The sequence below is a fragment of the Dyadobacter sp. HNCC25DJ183 genome (assembly GCF_056895175.1).
The window spans coordinates 33,940-48,023 of record NZ_JBXHAP010000007.1; the positions used below are offsets into that span (position 1 = coordinate 33,940).

Here is a 14,084-nt window from a genome sequence, read left to right on the forward strand (position 1 = left end):
GATCATGAAAAAAGATGAAATACAACCCTGGGACTGGCCGCGGATTTTATTCGGGCAGGCTCCCCCTGAATTCCTGATTGAGGTATTTCTTCGTACAACCCTCGTTTTCATTGCATTGCTTGTTGTAGTGAGGTTAATGGGAAAAAGAATGGGCGGTCAGCTGACCATTTCTGAAATGGCGGTGATGATCACCCTCGGTGCTATTGTATCCCCGGCTATGCAGATACCCCAGCTGGGTTTATTAATGGGCATTATGATCCTCGTTTGCGCATTGATCTTCCAGCGCGGCCTCAACATGGCCGAATTTAAAAGCCGGAAGTTTGAGCGGGCCACACAGGGACGTACCGAAATGGTGGTGAAGAATGGCGTGATCCAGTTGGAACAGATGGGTAAATCAAAGGTCTCCCGGCAGCAGCTGTTTTCGGCGTTAAGAGGTAAGGATGTGCTTAATCTGGGAGATGTAGGGCGCGTTTACCTGGAAGCCTGCGGCATGTTCAGCATTTACAGAAGAGACGAGCCACAGCCCGGCTTGCAGATCTTTCCCCCGCACGATGAGGCGATTGCAGGTTTTTACCAGGAACCTGTAAACGGTGCGACTGTGTGTGCAAACTGCGGGAAAGTGATCTACGATGCCAGCAACGAGCAATCCTGCAAGGTATGTGGCTCAAACGACTGGTTACCTGCCACAATCTCCATTAAATCTCAACTCGTAACCTCATGAAACCCGAGGATATCCACATAACTGATTGGCAGCGGATCTTCATTGGTGATGTCCCGGGCGGTTTTTACCTGGAAGTGATATTGCGGATCGCCGTGATCTACCTTATTCTGATGGTATCAATGCGGCTGATGGGAAAAAGAATGGCGTCACAGCTGAGCCGCAGCGAAATGATCGCGATGGTATCGCTGGCCGCCGCGATCGGGGTGCCGCTCCAATCTCCTGACCGTGGTATCCTTGCCGCAGTGGTCATAGCCGCGATCGTGGTTTCCATTCAGCAGCTGATCGCAGGACTTTCCACCAGGAACCAGAAACTGGAAAACCTGATGCAGGGAAACATCACACCGATCGTAGAAGATAGCCGCCTCAACCTCGACATGATGCAGAAAACGGGTATAACCCGCGAGCGGGCATTTGCGCAGCTTCGGGGAAGCAGTATCAGGCATTTGGGGGAGGTAAAAAGGCTCTACTTTGAAGCGGGCGGCGCTTTTACCCTGATCAAAAATTATGAGGTAGTGCCCGGCCTGCCCATTCTGCCGATATGGGATAAAGAGTACCAAAGTGAGATCAGCGAGACCAGTAACGAGCAGGTTTGTGATCAATGCGGGAATAAGGCAGTCGGCAATCATGCTGATGAAAAGTGCAGCAATTGCGGCAATGACCGTTTTATAGCGGCTGTAAAATAATGCGCTGGTTAATTCCCGGGAAACGGTGGCTCTGGCAGTGAATTTGTATAAAGCCTTGCCTTGACAAACTAACCGAGAGCAGATATGGAAACAGTAACCAACTCAGAAAACCGCCGGATACTGGTGGTCGATGACAACCGCGACGCTGCGGACACCCTGGCGATGATGCTCAAGCTGACCGGCTATGAGACAAAAGCTTGTTACAGCGGCCGGGATGGGGTTGCTGCTGCCGAATCGTATAGACCGATGGCGATTGTGCTGGACATAGGAATGCCCGATATAACGGGATATGAAGCCTGTCGCCTCATTCGTGATACTGCCTGGGGACAATCAGCGCTTATTGTTGCATTAACCGGCTACGGAGCCGATGAAGACCGTCAGAAAAGTACAGAGGCGGGCTTCGATGCGCATTTACTCAAACCCGTCGACCTGCCTGAATTATCCAGATTACTGAAAGAAAAACAAAGCAGCCTGGCCTGATATCAGGCCAGGCTGTAAATTATGCAGGGAGGCGATGTGCTTCCCTGGATGCTGCTTCCTGGTAAATAAACCGCTCGGATAGCTCCCGCAGCAACAGGTCTGTACCTGCGTCCTCGATAATGTTCGCTTCCAATACTTTTTCCAGCTCCTTATCCCCTAGCACCTGAGCAATCGTGATCAGATTTTCATAGCTGGCCACCTTGTATTGTCCCGCTTTCTGAGCGGCAATGATCAATGCGAAATCGCCCGTTCCTGCGCCTTCCCTGTTTTTGCTGACAGTCGCTTCTACACTCTGGAGCAGCTTGCCGATTGCCGCTGACTCAATGCCCGAAGCCGGTTCATCCAGCGCATCAAACAAATGCCTGATCCTGTCAATGTGCGCCGACGCATGCACCCTGCTTTGTGCCAATGTTCTTGAAAAATCCTGTGACTGCGCAACTCTCTGCATCATTCTCAGCATACCCCACATTTTTTGTTCTACCCAAAGCATCTCCCTCAGCTCGGAAAGAAAAAGCTCGTAGAACCGCGATTTCTTGATTGTAATTTCCATTTGATTTTTTGTTGTTGATAAACCACCCCTACCCGCCTGATATCAGCTCTTTTCGGCACTAAAAAATCAATGGGAAGCAAAGTGGATGAAGTGTAATTTGACACGCTAAGAAGTGACTCCTAGTTATAAAAAGCATTCCAGCGAACAGCAAAAAAGCCGGCAATGTGTGCCGGCTTTTTCAAATTCAAAGTAACTATATCCTAACTGGCCAGCAGCCCGTCCGTGAACGCTTTCCACTGCACTGCCGACAAGGCTTTTTCACCCATAAATCCAACAATTGCATTCCTGATCTTGTCGAGCAATCCATCGGCTTCCTGATTGGGTGAGAGGTTGCGGTCGTACACGCCGGCGGATACCGTCAGGTGATTTCTGGACACCGTGAATGTACTGGTTGCCTCGGGTGCATAAAAGTGCGCAGTTTCCTCCGCATCTGAGGTAGGATCAGAAGCGGGCCGCACACGAACTGCCACAGATTCAACCTGCTCCGATGTTTCCTCTTTTACCTCCTCCACAACCACCCAGTCGTACCCGTCGCCTTCCCTGGTACCAGGTCCCGGAATGTCAATCCTGATCATCAAACCTTGCTGAACCGGTCCGGCTACCGGGTTACCGGCCTGATCGGCCAGCATAAAATGCGCAAGGTGCTCTCCTGAAATGCGGTGCCAGCTGTTCACGTCCAGCAACCTGCCCCGCGCTGTTTGATAAAGCGCGTTTGCTTCGGCTGCATTTTTACATTCTTTAACGGTTTCGGTATTCACCTCGTCACCGCTCCTGTTTTCAGGTACTGCGTCAGTGTGATTTTTGTTTTCCATTTTTCAGTTGATTGTGAAGTGGTAGATAAAAATAGTCTTAGCTGAGCATCGATAGCAGGCGTTTCATGTGATCAATATCATTTCTCCGCTGCAGTACAGCCTCTTCTATCATGCTGTCCAGTCCTGCATTAAACCGCCGGGCTTCGTCCTGTAAAGCCACATAGCAGGGTTGCAGCTGGGCAATGTAGTTGTTATGAGCTATGATCGTCTTTTTAGGACGTTTGTCGTATTGCGGGTATTCAAGGTAAATTTCCTGATTGATCTGGTCTGCATACCACTCGCCCTCGCAATCCGGCACAGGTACCGGTGGCCGGCAGCCGAGCAGGTAGGTCTGCGCCTTGAACGGGTACTTGTAGATCAGCACATTCACCCGCACTTTCACGTCGGGCTTGGAGCCGGGCTGGTACACCGACAGCGGGTAAATGCGCTCTATCATGACCGCCCGCCCATTTGCGAAATCGATATCGGGAAGAAACATTTCGTGCCTTTGTTTCAGCGCAACCACGTGCTCCCCAAGTTTTTCGGAAGACAGATATTCTTCCGGCCACTGGCCCACCTGATCTTGAACTTCCTTCCTGGTTTTCAGGATCAGTGCATCCGGATCATACTCAGAAAATAGCCTTATCTTTTGCATGAGTAAACTATTTTATTGATTTGTTAAACGATCGCGTATTACAAACTTTTAAATACAAACCCCTCAACAACAGCAACATCTCCTTCTATCCCTTTGGCCACAATGCCGGCACGTACTGCGCGGTCCCAGGGCGGCAGGTAGGTGATGTCGGGACTGTCGATTTTCAAAGCTTTAAAATCCTTGCCATTCAAGCTGTATGAAAAACGGATATCCGTGTTATTGTTCACCATCATTTTCAGGAACACGTGTTTGCCTGCGGCAGCAACGGGAAACTTGCCCAAACTGCTTTTTGCCCCGTCTTTAACAATAGATATGCCAATGCTGTCCTGCTTCGCTGCTGCATAGATCATATTCTTGTCATCCCCTATCAATGCGACTCCTGCATTCACACTTTTACCCGGCACAATTTCCACAACAGCCTCGTAGCTGCGGCTATCTATCCTGCGGGCGATGAATGCTTCGCGGTCATCGCTGATCCGGATGCCCAGCCTTCCGTTTTTCATTTCAATTTCCGGCTTATTAAAAACAGACCAGCTCCACTGTAAATCGAGATTTTTTTTGTCAAAATTTTCAGTCACCGTATAAGGACCTGCTTTCCCGGTCGGTTCAAGGAATTCATCTGTAAAGCGGAGCCAGTTGTCGGCCGTAAATTCAAATCCGCGGATCAGCGCCTGGCGACCTGTGTATTTGTTAGACACCTTATCATAGGCGTGGTACATAAAGTAGTTTTTATCATTGTACCGGACAGCGGTTCCGTGGCCGGGGCACATCCAGTCGCCCTGCGCCGTGAGGATCGGGTTACCGGGAAATTTCTCCCACGGTCCCATCAGATTTTTGGAGCGCGCTACACCGGTTGCATACGTACAGCCCGGCCCGCAGCAGCCTGCGGCAGCATATATGGCATAGAAGTACCCATTGTTTTTGATCACCGAAACACCCTCCACGAGATTCGCTTCCCAGGGTGTATCGTTCCTGAACAGCTCCTTCTTCTCTCCGATCAATGCAGTGCGTTCCGCATTAATTTCCTGTATCCAGATCGGCGTCGGCTTTCCTACACTGTTCCCGTCTTCCTTCCAGATCAGGTGCAGCTTGTTATTTTCATCACGCATCGGAAATCCGTCGATCGAGCCTACCTCCTGACATACCAGCGGGCCATGGTCTTTAAACGGACCTTCCGGGGAATCGGCGCTGGCAACACCAACACACAGGTTACCGCCTTTTTTGTGGGCAGTGTAATACACATACACTCTACCGTCTTCGTAGCTGAGCTCAGGCGCCCAGTAGTAAAAATCTGCCCAGGAAGTAAGATCAGGGAAGATCGCGCCTGTCTGTTGCCAGTTTTTGAGATCTTTCGATTTCATGACCGGAAACGCAGGCCCCCAGTTGGAGCTGGTCGCAGCAGCATAATAAGTATCTCCCACTTGAATAATGGAAGGATCGGCAAAATCGCCACGTACTACCGCACGCTGCGCATTTGCAAGTTGTACCAGTGAAAGCAATAGCAGACCAAGTGTCAGTTTTTTCATAAATAACTTTGATGTGGATACTGTATATAACCCCAAATATAACAACGGTTACTCACCGGAGAGAACAGAATTGTGCAATCGGAGAGTTGGTTCGGTAAGTATGTATGGATTGCTCATGCGGCTGGAATGGTATTAGTAGCCGCATTGACTTGGTTGTAAATTATCAATGAAAATTTATGGGCAAAAAAAATCCAGATACGGAGGCTCCGATCGACGAGCTGGTAGACTACCTGCAGGCAAGGCTTGAAACCATATTGGCCAACTGGCGGCTTGCCTGCGAGGCCGATGCTACAATGAGCAGCAAAAGCAGCTTCTCACGGGAAGAATTCAATGATCAGGTACCATTGCTGATTACACTGCTCTTCCTCAGACTTAGAAATGAACCTTTGAAGCTCGATCCTGCCACAGTAGCCAGTGAACACGGGCTGCATCGCTGGCAGTCGGGCTACTCGCTCCCCGAATTGATTTCGGAAATGGAGCACCTTTTTAAAACGATTCTGGACGAAGTGGAAGCTTTTGAAACTTCTTCGGGAAAACTGGGTACCAAGTCACTGCTTTTTGTTCAGCAGCAGGTTTTCAGGATGTACGGAGAGGCAAACAGAGGCAGCTTGCTGTACTATCACCAGCTTTTGCAAAATGACGCGGCCGAGCGTGCGCGCAGCCTGCAATTTGCATTGGATCAGCTGCACCAGCTTGGCGAGAAGCGAGGCGAACATCTCCGGCAAAGCTCCCACGACCTGCGTACCAGTTTCAGCATAATGACGGTCGCCTCTCAGCTGCTTGAATATCCCAAAACTGAAAAAGAGCGGACAGACCTGATGGATATGCTCAACCGCAACCTGTCGTCGATCCGGGAAATGCTTCTGCAACTGACGGATTATGCCAAAATAGAGGCAGGCCAGGATGTGCTGGATATCCAGCGGTTTGATGTGGCCAAGCTTGTAAAGGAAACGCTTGAAACGGCCCAGCCGCTCGCGAAGCACAACAAGCTGGTGTTGCAGGGAGACGGGCCGGAAAAGCTGGAAGTAACAGGCGACCGCGTGAAAGTGCAGCGGATACTGATCAATCTGCTTTACAATGCATTGAAATACACGCGCGATGGCAGTGTGTATGTTACCTGGACGTTGGAAAACCAGCTCAGGTGGAGCCTGAGTATCCAGGATACCGGCCCCGGGTTTACTGCCAACAGTCCGGCTGCATTGCTGGCTGAACAGCTCAAACCAAACGTACTTACCAGCGCCAGCCACCAGGAGCCGCATTTAATGGAGGAACTCCCACCTGGCAAAGCTGAGAAGGAAAAATCCAAGGAAAGTGAGGGGCTAGGGTTGTTTATTGTCAAAAAGCTCTGCGAGCTGATGAAAGCTTCCATGGATATTGAAAGTCAGCCAGGCAAAGGCACCCTTGTGCGTATCCGGTTTATGATGAAACCTGAATAAGCTGCGTAACTGTGCGTCTTTTTAACCTCGATGGTATGACATCCAGAGTTTGAAATAGTTTTTGGCATAATTTTTACCAGGCGGGAAATCTTGCAGTTCATCAACAAACTATTTAAACAGGAACCATTATGAGATTCATCAGCACAAAGTTCCACAGCAAAATCGACTATCTGACAAGCGCATTGTTTATCGCAATGCCGTGGATAGCCAACTTTGAAGGAGTATTGCCCGCTACCTGGACCCTGGTAGCCGTAGGCGCAATGTCGATCCTGATGTCGCTGTTTACAGATTATGAGGGAGGAATGGTGAGAAGCATTCCCATGTCGGTACACCTGAATGTCGACGTGGTTACAGGTTTATTCCTGGCGGCTTCCCCATGGATCCTTGGCTTCGCAGACGAAGTTTACCTCCCCCATTTGCTACTAGGTCTGTTTGAAACAGCAGCCGGGTTAATGACTTCCCGTTCTGCACACGGGGCAGAAGAAAATGCCTTCGAACGGAGCCACAATGTAAATTAAGTTTTAGTACAAAATCAGTTCAAATTATGGGAAAAGATCAGTCAGGCGGATTTCATCCGCCGAAAGGGAAACCTTCAGTGATTAATAAGGAAGAAGGATTAGGTGTATCCAATGCACCGGCTGACAAGCTGGAAGAATTTCTGGAACTGGACGATCAGTATGTCGAAGATGACCTGACCCTTGATCCGTCGATACCAATCCGCCATCCGAACAGAAATACCTCCAAAGGTGAAAACTCCTTTAAAGGCAAGGAAAACAAACCGGAAAGCGACAAGACCGCAGATATCGCCACTGCTGAAACTGTGGATGTAGAGCCGGAAGAACTGCCGCAGGTACTCAGCAAGGAGCTGTTTATAGAGCTGGCAAACTACACCTCTTCCTGCTGTGCAACTGTATACATCCCTACCCATAAAGCGGGAGCGGCTATCAATGAGAAAAAGGATGCGATCGTATTTAAAAATACATTGCAGGATCTTGCCAAAAGATTTGCAGAAAAAGAGATCCCAGTGGCAACGATCGAGCAGATGCTGACACCAGGCTACGAGCTGCTGAAAGACGACGCTTTCTGGGCGGGTATGGATAACGGACTTGCTGTGTTCATTTCGGAAGGTTATTTCAAATACATTAAAATGCCGGTAGCGCCGGAGAGCGAGGTAATGTGCGAGAAAACATTTTATGTTTCTCCATTGATCCCGATCATGGCTTCCAAAGCATATTTCTATCTGCTGGTGATCAGCAAGGCTAAATGCAAGCTTTTCAAAGCGGATGCATTCGGTATGCAGTATGTGCCTGTGGAAGATCTGCCCGAGGATATGATGGATGTGAAACGCATTTCTGAAAAGGACGCCAGCACTGTACGTGTGGCAAACAGCTCCGGAGGTGGCGCCAACTTCCATGGAATGGGCGGCGGCAACCCCGATGAAAAGGCGAACATCGCTACCTACTTCGAACATGTGGACGACATTCTGTACAAGCAGATCCTGAATACGGAAAATGTGCCGCTGCTGCTTGCCGGAGTCGAGTACCTGATCCCGATCTACCGGTCCGTGTGCGACTATCATAATATTTGCAGTGAGTCACTTACCGGCAGCCACGAACATGATGAAACGCATGCTTTGTATGAAAAGGCGAAAGAGGTTATGCAGCCGTATTTCAGACAGCCTCTTGAAAAGGCGCTGACGATTTACGCCAACCAGTCTGCGACCGAGCTGACTTCATCGAGCGCGAACGAAGTTATTCCGGGTGCTTATTACGGAAGGGTTTCGCACATTTTTGTACAAAAAGCGGAGCATATCTGGGGGACTTTTGATGAAGCCAACAATGTGCTCAACTTACAGGAAGGCCAGGATTCGGAAGACCTGCTTGATCAGGCACTGATTAAAACCATTCAGACAGGCGGCGAAGTGTACGTGCTGGACAGAGAAGAAATGCCCGCTGAAAGCGCAATAGCTGCTGTATTCAGGTATTAGCATGCAAAGTACGGCACAGGTTAAGTTCAGGTACCAATACCATGATGTCAACGGGCTGATGCTGCACGTGGGACATATGGGTCCGGCTTCCGGCGAGAAGATCGTGTTCCTGCACGGCTTTCCGGAGTTCAGTGAGAGCTGGCAAAAGCAGGCCGAGTTTTTCGCGGGAAACGGGTACCACGTAATCGTTCCCGATCAGCGGGGCTACAACCTGAGCAAAAAGCCCGCGGCCGTAAAGGACTATGCATTGAACATCCTGGTGGCCGATATTGCCGCATTGATTACCTCCCTCACCACGTGCCCGGTTGCAGTAGCCGGGCACGATTGGGGTGGAGGTGTCGCCTGGACACTAGCGCAGCAGCATCCTGAGCTGATCAAAAAACTGGTTATCCTCAATATGCCCCACCCCGGGGTGATGTTGCAAAATCTTCGTAAAAACCCGAAACAAATGCTGAAAAGCTGGTACGTGGCATTCTTTCAGCTTCCGTTCGTTCCTGAGCAGCTTTGTAACGCATTCAATTTTAAATGGCTGGCCGCGAGCATGATCAAAACGGCACGGCGGGGCACGTTTTCCAGAAGTGATATAGCCGACTACAAACGTGCGTGGCGCCAGCCGAATGCGCTTGCATCGATGATCAACTGGTACCGGGCTTTTGCCCAGTCGCCTCCTGCCACAATCAACCAGAACATTGAAGTACCTGTGCTCGTGCTCTGGGGAACAAAGGATATGTTTTTGTCACGTAAAATGGCAGAGGAAAGTGTGGCCAGATGTGCGCACGGTCAACTGATATTTCTTGAAAATGCCTCACACTGGCTTCACCACGAAGAGCCTGGGCTTGTGAATGGATACATTGCGGCGTTTTTGGAGGGTTAATCCTTGAATACCTTGAAATGACCTATATACCTTACCGTTCAATTAAAACATACTGTTATGACGCGAAATACATTGCTGGTACTGCTGATCATCGCTGCCGGTTGCGGCGGCAAGAACTCCGGCTCGCAGGTTACCTCGCCCGGTGATTCCCTGAATGCAAAAGACCGGTTGCTCAACACGGGCGCGGATATATTGCAGGACAAAACTCCGCTCAAACACTTTGATGCGTACCTCGACGGTTTTCATTTTTACAACGGCAACATTAATGCACAAATGGAAGCCCATCATTATGTAAGTCAGCTCAACGATGACCTTTACCAGGCAGTCATTTTTGACGGAAACGGGAAAGATGCGAAACTGATGGGCGTGGAATACATTGTCACCGCGGAGGCTTTCAAGTCGCTGGATGAAGAAGAGAAAAAGCTGTGGCACAGCCACCACCACGAGGTAAAGTCGGGATCGCTCATCGCCCCTGGTATCCCGAAAGTTGCGGAGCACGAACTCATGGAGAAACTGGTGTCGACTTACGGCAAAACGATCCACACCTGGCACACAGACCAGGAAAGGGAACTGCCGGTAGGTTCGCCTATGATCATGATGGGCTTTACCAAAGACGGGCAGCTTCATAAAGAAATGCTAAGTGACCGCGATAAGCGCTTCAATGTGTCTACCGAGGAAATCAAGAAAAACAGGGCAGATATACCCATGCCCGCGCTGATCCCCGGCGCAAATGCCTGGGAGAAAGGTGAGATACGCCAGTTTGTAATTACAAATAAGCCAGATTCAGCAGTTCACAAACATTAATTTTTGAAAAAGCCTGTGGTCTTTGTGCATTGGCATAATTATTATTAATACAAGCCAGCCTGCATTAGCAACTAAATGAAGCTCAGGCCGGATCAACAATTTTATTCATCAATCAAATTAAGAATTATGAAAAAGCTGACTTTTAGCGTAGCTGCATTGCTCCTGTTAGCAGGAGGATCATTGTACGCACAATCGACGACAGGACAAAGTACGCCTAGAACTGGCAGTACGCAGGGAACAAGCACACAGAGCAATTCTCAGATGCAAAAAAGCGGAACAACTACCGGAACCCAGGGATCCGGCACAACACAAAATAGTACAGGTACTACCACCCAGACACAGGGCAGCAGCGCACAAGGTACATCAGCATGGCCACAGGCAACCGGTACTACCGGAGCTGAAACTACTGAGCCACAAAGCACTGGACAGGGAACTACCGGCTCACAAGGCACAGGTACGAGCGGAACAACCGGCAGCGGATCCACAGGTACCAGCGGAACCAGTGGCACAAGCGGTACTACCGGCGGTTCAAATACGAGCAGCCAGACAACCACAGGTACACCACCGACGCACATTCAAAGCAGCGGCTCAGGTGCCACAGCTAACCCGCAGAACAGCGGTACTTCCGGCTCTACCAATTCAGGTACGTCGAGTGTAGGCAGCGACAATGCTACCTCGGGAACTTCCGGAACAACCAGCCAGTCTGGCCAGGATGGCAAGATGAAAAGGAAAAATAAAAGCAAAGGCGGTTCAGGTTCAGATAATAACTAGAACAACTTTCTTATAATGCAAAAGCAAAGCCCCCGCAGAAATCTGCGGGGGCTTTGCTTTTTGATGTATTCCCAACAGTATTAGTCTTTTTTGGTCGACGGTCTTGGCTGGGTTTTCTGGTTATGCTTTATTTCTTCATTCCTGTAATTGCCGGTAACACCTGTGTGGTCCTTCGTGTTTCTACGGGCAGATCCGCTGCCTTTTTTCATGGTAGTATCAGCCTCCGTCATATTTTTCCTGCGTTTTTCACGCGCTTCTTTGGAGTTGAGCATTGACTTGGAATCGCCTTCACTCTCCCGGTTCGATCCTACATAATTGGCATTCGCATTCGACTCTCCGCCGGGCCTTGTGCTGGAACCTACCTCATTGGCTTTTACACCCTGCTGCTCACTTGCATTCAGCTTTCTGTCGTTTCCATCCTGGCTGCCACGCGTTGACTGAGAAGCAGATTGCCCACTCTGGGTTTGTTTGGGACTGGCCGATGTGCTGCTTTTTGCAGCCCCATTCCCTGCGCCGCCGGATCCCGACGTGCTTTGCGAATAGGATATTGTTGCGGTACACAGCAAGACTGCTAATGTAATGTTCATTGACTTTTTCATGATACTTGTTTTTAGATTGATGAATAAATGCTCTTTTCAGGACAGCTGGCCGCGTTTGCTGGCTACTACTGCAAGCGAAATGCCCAGCAGCGCTACACCTATAACCACTGCGGCAGCAATGGAAACTGTTTTCTTTTTAGGCAGGTACACAACCCCTTCCCTGTTTGCCACAGCGGGATCATTTACATACCGGCCCGACTTCGGTACAGCTGTCTCTTCAGAATGGTAGGCCAGCTCGCGCAATGCCTGCTGCATTTCTGCGCCCGACATTGGTTTTCCGTGGCCGGATGCTACAATCTCCGGGTTGAGTTCGGCCAGCAGGTTTACTGATTCTTTCGATTGTTCCCAGTCGTATGTAAAATACTTCGGCGGACCGGATAATACCTTTCGCTGGGTTGCTACACTAAGTGCTGATTCCTGACGGGTTGTTACAAATGCGTCACCAGACAGGAGCAGCTTGTCTTTTTCCCTCCACAAACTGATGTGTCCGGGTGCGTGGCCGGGAGTGTGATAGTATTTCCATTCGGGTAAAACAGGTACCGAACTTGTGACGGGCAACGTCCGTATAGATTCGGCTACGTCGATCGGATCGTTGGGATACAGGTCGGCCATGTACGCCATTAACCCACCTCCCACGCTCGGATCAGCCGGAGGGTAGGCTGATTTACCCGACAAATAAGGTACTTCTAAAAAGTGCACGACTACAGGAACATGCCAGTCTTCGAGCAATTTTTTGAGCGAACCCACGTGATCAAAATGCCCGTGTGTAAGTACGATTGCTTCCGGCGGCATATCCTCGCCGAATATTTCCGCTGCTGCCTGCTTTATTTTAGGGTATGCGGTTTTGAGGCTGGCATCTACAAGCACCCAGCTTTTATCGGGATTGGCGATGAAAAACACATTGACAAAAATGTCCCTCAGCCCCCATACTCCCTCCGCTACTTTGAAATGCGACGCATTCATTGTTGTGGCTTTTTCCATTTTAGTTTTGTTGAAAGTTTCGACTTCGTTCTAAAAATTGTGCCATTGAATGCATTCCATTCGGGGTTTTGTATATTTTTGGTTAAAGGGCTGAACAGGCTTTTACAATGAAAATCATGCAGCTTTTATGAAACAGCATTTATACAAAACCACCATTGAATGGACTGGCAATTCGGGAGCCGGCACTACCGATTACCGGTCCTACGAGCGCAGTCACATCGTGAAAGTGAATGGAAAAGCAGATATCGCAGCTTCCTCAGACCCTGCCTTCCGGGGAGATTCCGCGCGCCACAATCCGGAAGAGCTTTTTGTAGCGTCCATTGCCTCCTGCCACATGTTATGGTATCTGCACCTGTGCACAGAGGCGGGCGTAGTTGTAACCAGCTACACCGATCAGGCAGTGGGAACGATGGAAGAGACGGATAATGGAAGCGGGCGGTTCACAGAAGTGGTGCTATATCCCGTGGTGCAGGTACTTGCAGCGCATATGCAGGAAAAAGCGGACGCATTGCACGACAAGGCGCATCAGTTTTGCTTTATCGCCAACTCCTGCAATTTCCCGATCCGGCATAAACCGGTTTCCTTTATCTAATCCCATTTCTGAGTATTCGACTGCTGTTGGAACGGCTTTTGTAAGTACAGCGCACAGACTTTAAACCGCTTACTGTTATGAAAACCGAAACAGGCTCAGAGCCAAAGTTCAAAACAAAGACATCCGTTAAAGCCGAACCGGCTCTTACCGAATTATTCCTGGACAGCCTTAGAGATATTTACTGGGCTGAAAACCATCTCGTTAAAGTACTTCCTAAAATGATCCAATCGGCCAGCTCGCCGAAGCTTTCGAGCACTATACAGGAGCATTTGGCACAGACAGTGGAGCATGTAAGCCGACTGGAAGTGATTTTCGACCTGTTGGGTGAAAAGGCCATTGCCAAGAAGTGCGATGCCATGGAAGGACTTGCCAAAGAAGGCGAAGGTATCATTGAAAGTACCGACGAAGGCACTGCAACACGTGATGTAGGTATTATTCTCGCTTCCCAGAAAGTGGAGCATTATGAAATCGCAACTTACGGCGGACTTACCCAGCTTGCAAAAACGCTCGGTCTTGACGATGTAGCCGAGATCCTTGCCACAACATTGGCAGAAGAAAAGCAGGCTGACGAGCTGCTTACAGAAGTTGCAGAAAATGAAGTCAATTATAAGGCTGCCGAGGAAGCCTGAATCTA

The 14,084-nt window shown here is 49.6% G+C and carries 17 protein-coding genes; 11 read left to right on the forward strand and 6 right to left on the reverse strand.

Annotation, left to right across the window (positions count from 1 at the left end; all coding sequences use genetic code 11):
• Positions 1-4 precede the first annotated feature (4 nt).
• From AC1XTG_RS17960 to AC1XTG_RS17970, 3 genes are all read left to right on the forward strand, one after another.
• The gene (locus AC1XTG_RS17960) at positions 5-721 is read left to right on the forward strand and encodes a DUF421 domain-containing protein (protein ID WP_484842896.1); all 717 of its coding nucleotides are present in this window, start codon (positions 5-7) and stop codon (positions 719-721) included.
• The gene (locus AC1XTG_RS17965) at positions 718-1,404 is read left to right on the forward strand and encodes a DUF421 domain-containing protein (RefSeq protein ID WP_056284621.1); all 687 of its coding nucleotides are present in this window, start codon (positions 718-720) and stop codon (positions 1,402-1,404) included. The genes AC1XTG_RS17960 and AC1XTG_RS17965 overlap by 4 nt, the downstream gene beginning before the upstream one ends.
• An 84-nt stretch (positions 1,405-1,488) precedes the next feature.
• On the forward strand, positions 1,489-1,884 hold the full coding sequence (locus AC1XTG_RS17970) for a response regulator (RefSeq protein ID WP_484842897.1): 396 nt from the start codon (positions 1,489-1,491) through the stop codon (positions 1,882-1,884).
• Positions 1,885-1,903: 19 nt separating this feature from the next.
• Here the strand turns inward: AC1XTG_RS17970 and AC1XTG_RS17975 are convergent, their stop codons facing one another.
• The 4 genes from AC1XTG_RS17975 to AC1XTG_RS17990 all read right to left on the reverse strand — a co-directional run bounded on the left by AC1XTG_RS17975 (position 1,904) and on the right by AC1XTG_RS17990 (position 5,406).
• The gene (locus tag AC1XTG_RS17975) at positions 1,904-2,434 is read right to left on the reverse strand and encodes a YciE/YciF ferroxidase family protein (protein WP_056284626.1); all 531 of its coding nucleotides are present in this window, start codon (positions 2,432-2,434) and stop codon (positions 1,904-1,906) included.
• A gap of 200 nt (positions 2,435-2,634) precedes the next feature.
• A complete protein-coding gene (locus AC1XTG_RS17980) occupies positions 2,635-3,246 on the reverse strand; it encodes a hypothetical protein (RefSeq protein ID WP_484842898.1) in 612 nt (203 codons plus the stop codon).
• Positions 3,247-3,283: 37 nt separating this feature from the next.
• Positions 3,284-3,880, reverse strand: coding sequence for a hypothetical protein (locus AC1XTG_RS17985; protein WP_484842899.1), 597 nt, complete (start codon positions 3,878-3,880; stop codon positions 3,284-3,286).
• Between the two features lie 38 nt (positions 3,881-3,918).
• Complete coding sequence (locus AC1XTG_RS17990) at positions 3,919-5,406, reverse strand: family 43 glycosylhydrolase (RefSeq protein WP_484842900.1); 1,488 nt, start codon at positions 5,404-5,406, stop codon at positions 3,919-3,921.
• A gap of 176 nt (positions 5,407-5,582) precedes the next feature.
• On the opposite strand from AC1XTG_RS17990, the gene AC1XTG_RS17995 reads away from it, so the two are divergent.
• The 6 genes from AC1XTG_RS17995 to AC1XTG_RS18020 all read left to right on the forward strand — a co-directional run bounded on the left by AC1XTG_RS17995 (position 5,583) and on the right by AC1XTG_RS18020 (position 11,278).
• Positions 5,583-6,842, forward strand: a complete 1,260-nt coding sequence (locus tag AC1XTG_RS17995) for a sensor histidine kinase (RefSeq protein ID WP_056284639.1) — start codon at positions 5,583-5,585, stop codon at positions 6,840-6,842.
• 128 nt (positions 6,843-6,970) lie between these two features.
• Positions 6,971-7,360 carry an SPW repeat domain-containing protein gene (locus tag AC1XTG_RS18000; protein WP_484842901.1) on the forward strand — a complete coding sequence of 130 codons (390 nt, stop codon included), beginning with the start codon at positions 6,971-6,973 and terminating at the stop codon, positions 7,358-7,360.
• A 26-nt stretch (positions 7,361-7,386) separates the two neighbouring features.
• A complete protein-coding gene (locus AC1XTG_RS18005) occupies positions 7,387-8,829 on the forward strand; it encodes a baeRF7 domain-containing protein (RefSeq protein WP_484842902.1) in 1,443 nt (480 codons plus the stop codon).
• Between the two features lies 1 nt (position 8,830).
• Complete coding sequence (locus AC1XTG_RS18010; protein ID WP_484842903.1) at positions 8,831-9,703, forward strand: alpha/beta fold hydrolase; 873 nt, start codon at positions 8,831-8,833, stop codon at positions 9,701-9,703.
• A 57-nt stretch (positions 9,704-9,760) separates the two neighbouring features.
• The gene (locus tag AC1XTG_RS18015) at positions 9,761-10,507 is read left to right on the forward strand and encodes an OBAP family protein (protein ID WP_056284651.1); all 747 of its coding nucleotides are present in this window, start codon (positions 9,761-9,763) and stop codon (positions 10,505-10,507) included.
• 126 nt (positions 10,508-10,633) lie between these two features.
• Positions 10,634-11,278 (forward strand): hypothetical protein, encoded by a 645-nt coding sequence (locus AC1XTG_RS18020; protein WP_484842904.1) that lies wholly within the window; start codon positions 10,634-10,636, stop codon positions 11,276-11,278.
• Positions 11,279-11,358: 80 nt separating this feature from the next.
• Here the strand turns inward: AC1XTG_RS18020 and AC1XTG_RS18025 are convergent, their stop codons facing one another.
• Both AC1XTG_RS18025 and AC1XTG_RS18030 read right to left on the reverse strand, forming a co-directional pair.
• Complete coding sequence (locus AC1XTG_RS18025) at positions 11,359-11,877, reverse strand: hypothetical protein (RefSeq protein WP_484842905.1); 519 nt, start codon at positions 11,875-11,877, stop codon at positions 11,359-11,361.
• Positions 11,878-11,913: 36 nt separating this feature from the next.
• Positions 11,914-12,858 (reverse strand): MBL fold metallo-hydrolase, encoded by a 945-nt coding sequence (locus AC1XTG_RS18030; protein WP_484842906.1) that lies wholly within the window; start codon positions 12,856-12,858, stop codon positions 11,914-11,916.
• A gap of 127 nt (positions 12,859-12,985) precedes the next feature.
• Here AC1XTG_RS18030 and AC1XTG_RS18035 point away from each other — a divergent pair, with 127 nt between their 5' ends.
• Together AC1XTG_RS18035 and AC1XTG_RS18040 are read left to right on the forward strand one after the other, a co-directional pair.
• Positions 12,986-13,450 carry an OsmC family protein gene (locus tag AC1XTG_RS18035; RefSeq protein ID WP_484842907.1) on the forward strand — a complete coding sequence of 155 codons (465 nt, stop codon included), beginning with the start codon at positions 12,986-12,988 and terminating at the stop codon, positions 13,448-13,450.
• Between the two features lie 77 nt (positions 13,451-13,527).
• Positions 13,528-14,079 (forward strand): YciE/YciF ferroxidase family protein, encoded by a 552-nt coding sequence (locus AC1XTG_RS18040; RefSeq protein ID WP_056284665.1) that lies wholly within the window; start codon positions 13,528-13,530, stop codon positions 14,077-14,079.
• Positions 14,080-14,084: the final 5 nt, after the last annotated feature.

Excerpts from the sequence above, each read along its gene's own strand:
- AC1XTG_RS17960 (WP_484842896.1), top strand. The coding sequence starts at position 5 with ATGAAAAAAGATGAAATACAACCCTGGGACTGGCCGCGGATTTTATTC.
- AC1XTG_RS17965 (WP_056284621.1), top strand. The coding sequence starts at position 718 with ATGAAACCCGAGGATATCCACATAACTGATTGGCAGCGGATCTTCATT.
- AC1XTG_RS17970 (WP_484842897.1), top strand. The coding sequence starts at position 1,489 with ATGGAAACAGTAACCAACTCAGAAAACCGCCGGATACTGGTGGTCGAT.
- AC1XTG_RS17975 (WP_056284626.1), bottom strand. The coding sequence starts at position 2,434 with ATGGAAATTACAATCAAGAAATCGCGGTTCTACGAGCTTTTTCTTTCC.
- AC1XTG_RS17980 (WP_484842898.1), bottom strand. The coding sequence starts at position 3,246 with ATGGAAAACAAAAATCACACTGACGCAGTACCTGAAAACAGGAGCGGT.
- AC1XTG_RS17985 (WP_484842899.1), bottom strand. The coding sequence starts at position 3,880 with ATGCAAAAGATAAGGCTATTTTCTGAGTATGATCCGGATGCACTGATC.
- AC1XTG_RS17990 (WP_484842900.1), bottom strand. The coding sequence starts at position 5,406 with ATGAAAAAACTGACACTTGGTCTGCTATTGCTTTCACTGGTACAACTT.
- AC1XTG_RS17995 (WP_056284639.1), top strand. The coding sequence starts at position 5,583 with ATGGGCAAAAAAAATCCAGATACGGAGGCTCCGATCGACGAGCTGGTA.
- AC1XTG_RS18000 (WP_484842901.1), top strand. The coding sequence starts at position 6,971 with ATGAGATTCATCAGCACAAAGTTCCACAGCAAAATCGACTATCTGACA.
- AC1XTG_RS18005 (WP_484842902.1), top strand. The coding sequence starts at position 7,387 with ATGGGAAAAGATCAGTCAGGCGGATTTCATCCGCCGAAAGGGAAACCT.
- AC1XTG_RS18010 (WP_484842903.1), top strand. The coding sequence starts at position 8,831 with ATGCAAAGTACGGCACAGGTTAAGTTCAGGTACCAATACCATGATGTC.
- AC1XTG_RS18015 (WP_056284651.1), top strand. The coding sequence starts at position 9,761 with ATGACGCGAAATACATTGCTGGTACTGCTGATCATCGCTGCCGGTTGC.
- AC1XTG_RS18020 (WP_484842904.1), top strand. The coding sequence starts at position 10,634 with ATGAAAAAGCTGACTTTTAGCGTAGCTGCATTGCTCCTGTTAGCAGGA.
- AC1XTG_RS18025 (WP_484842905.1), bottom strand. The coding sequence starts at position 11,877 with ATGAAAAAGTCAATGAACATTACATTAGCAGTCTTGCTGTGTACCGCA.
- AC1XTG_RS18030 (WP_484842906.1), bottom strand. The coding sequence starts at position 12,858 with ATGGAAAAAGCCACAACAATGAATGCGTCGCATTTCAAAGTAGCGGAG.
- AC1XTG_RS18035 (WP_484842907.1), top strand. The coding sequence starts at position 12,986 with ATGAAACAGCATTTATACAAAACCACCATTGAATGGACTGGCAATTCG.
- AC1XTG_RS18040 (WP_056284665.1), top strand. The coding sequence starts at position 13,528 with ATGAAAACCGAAACAGGCTCAGAGCCAAAGTTCAAAACAAAGACATCC.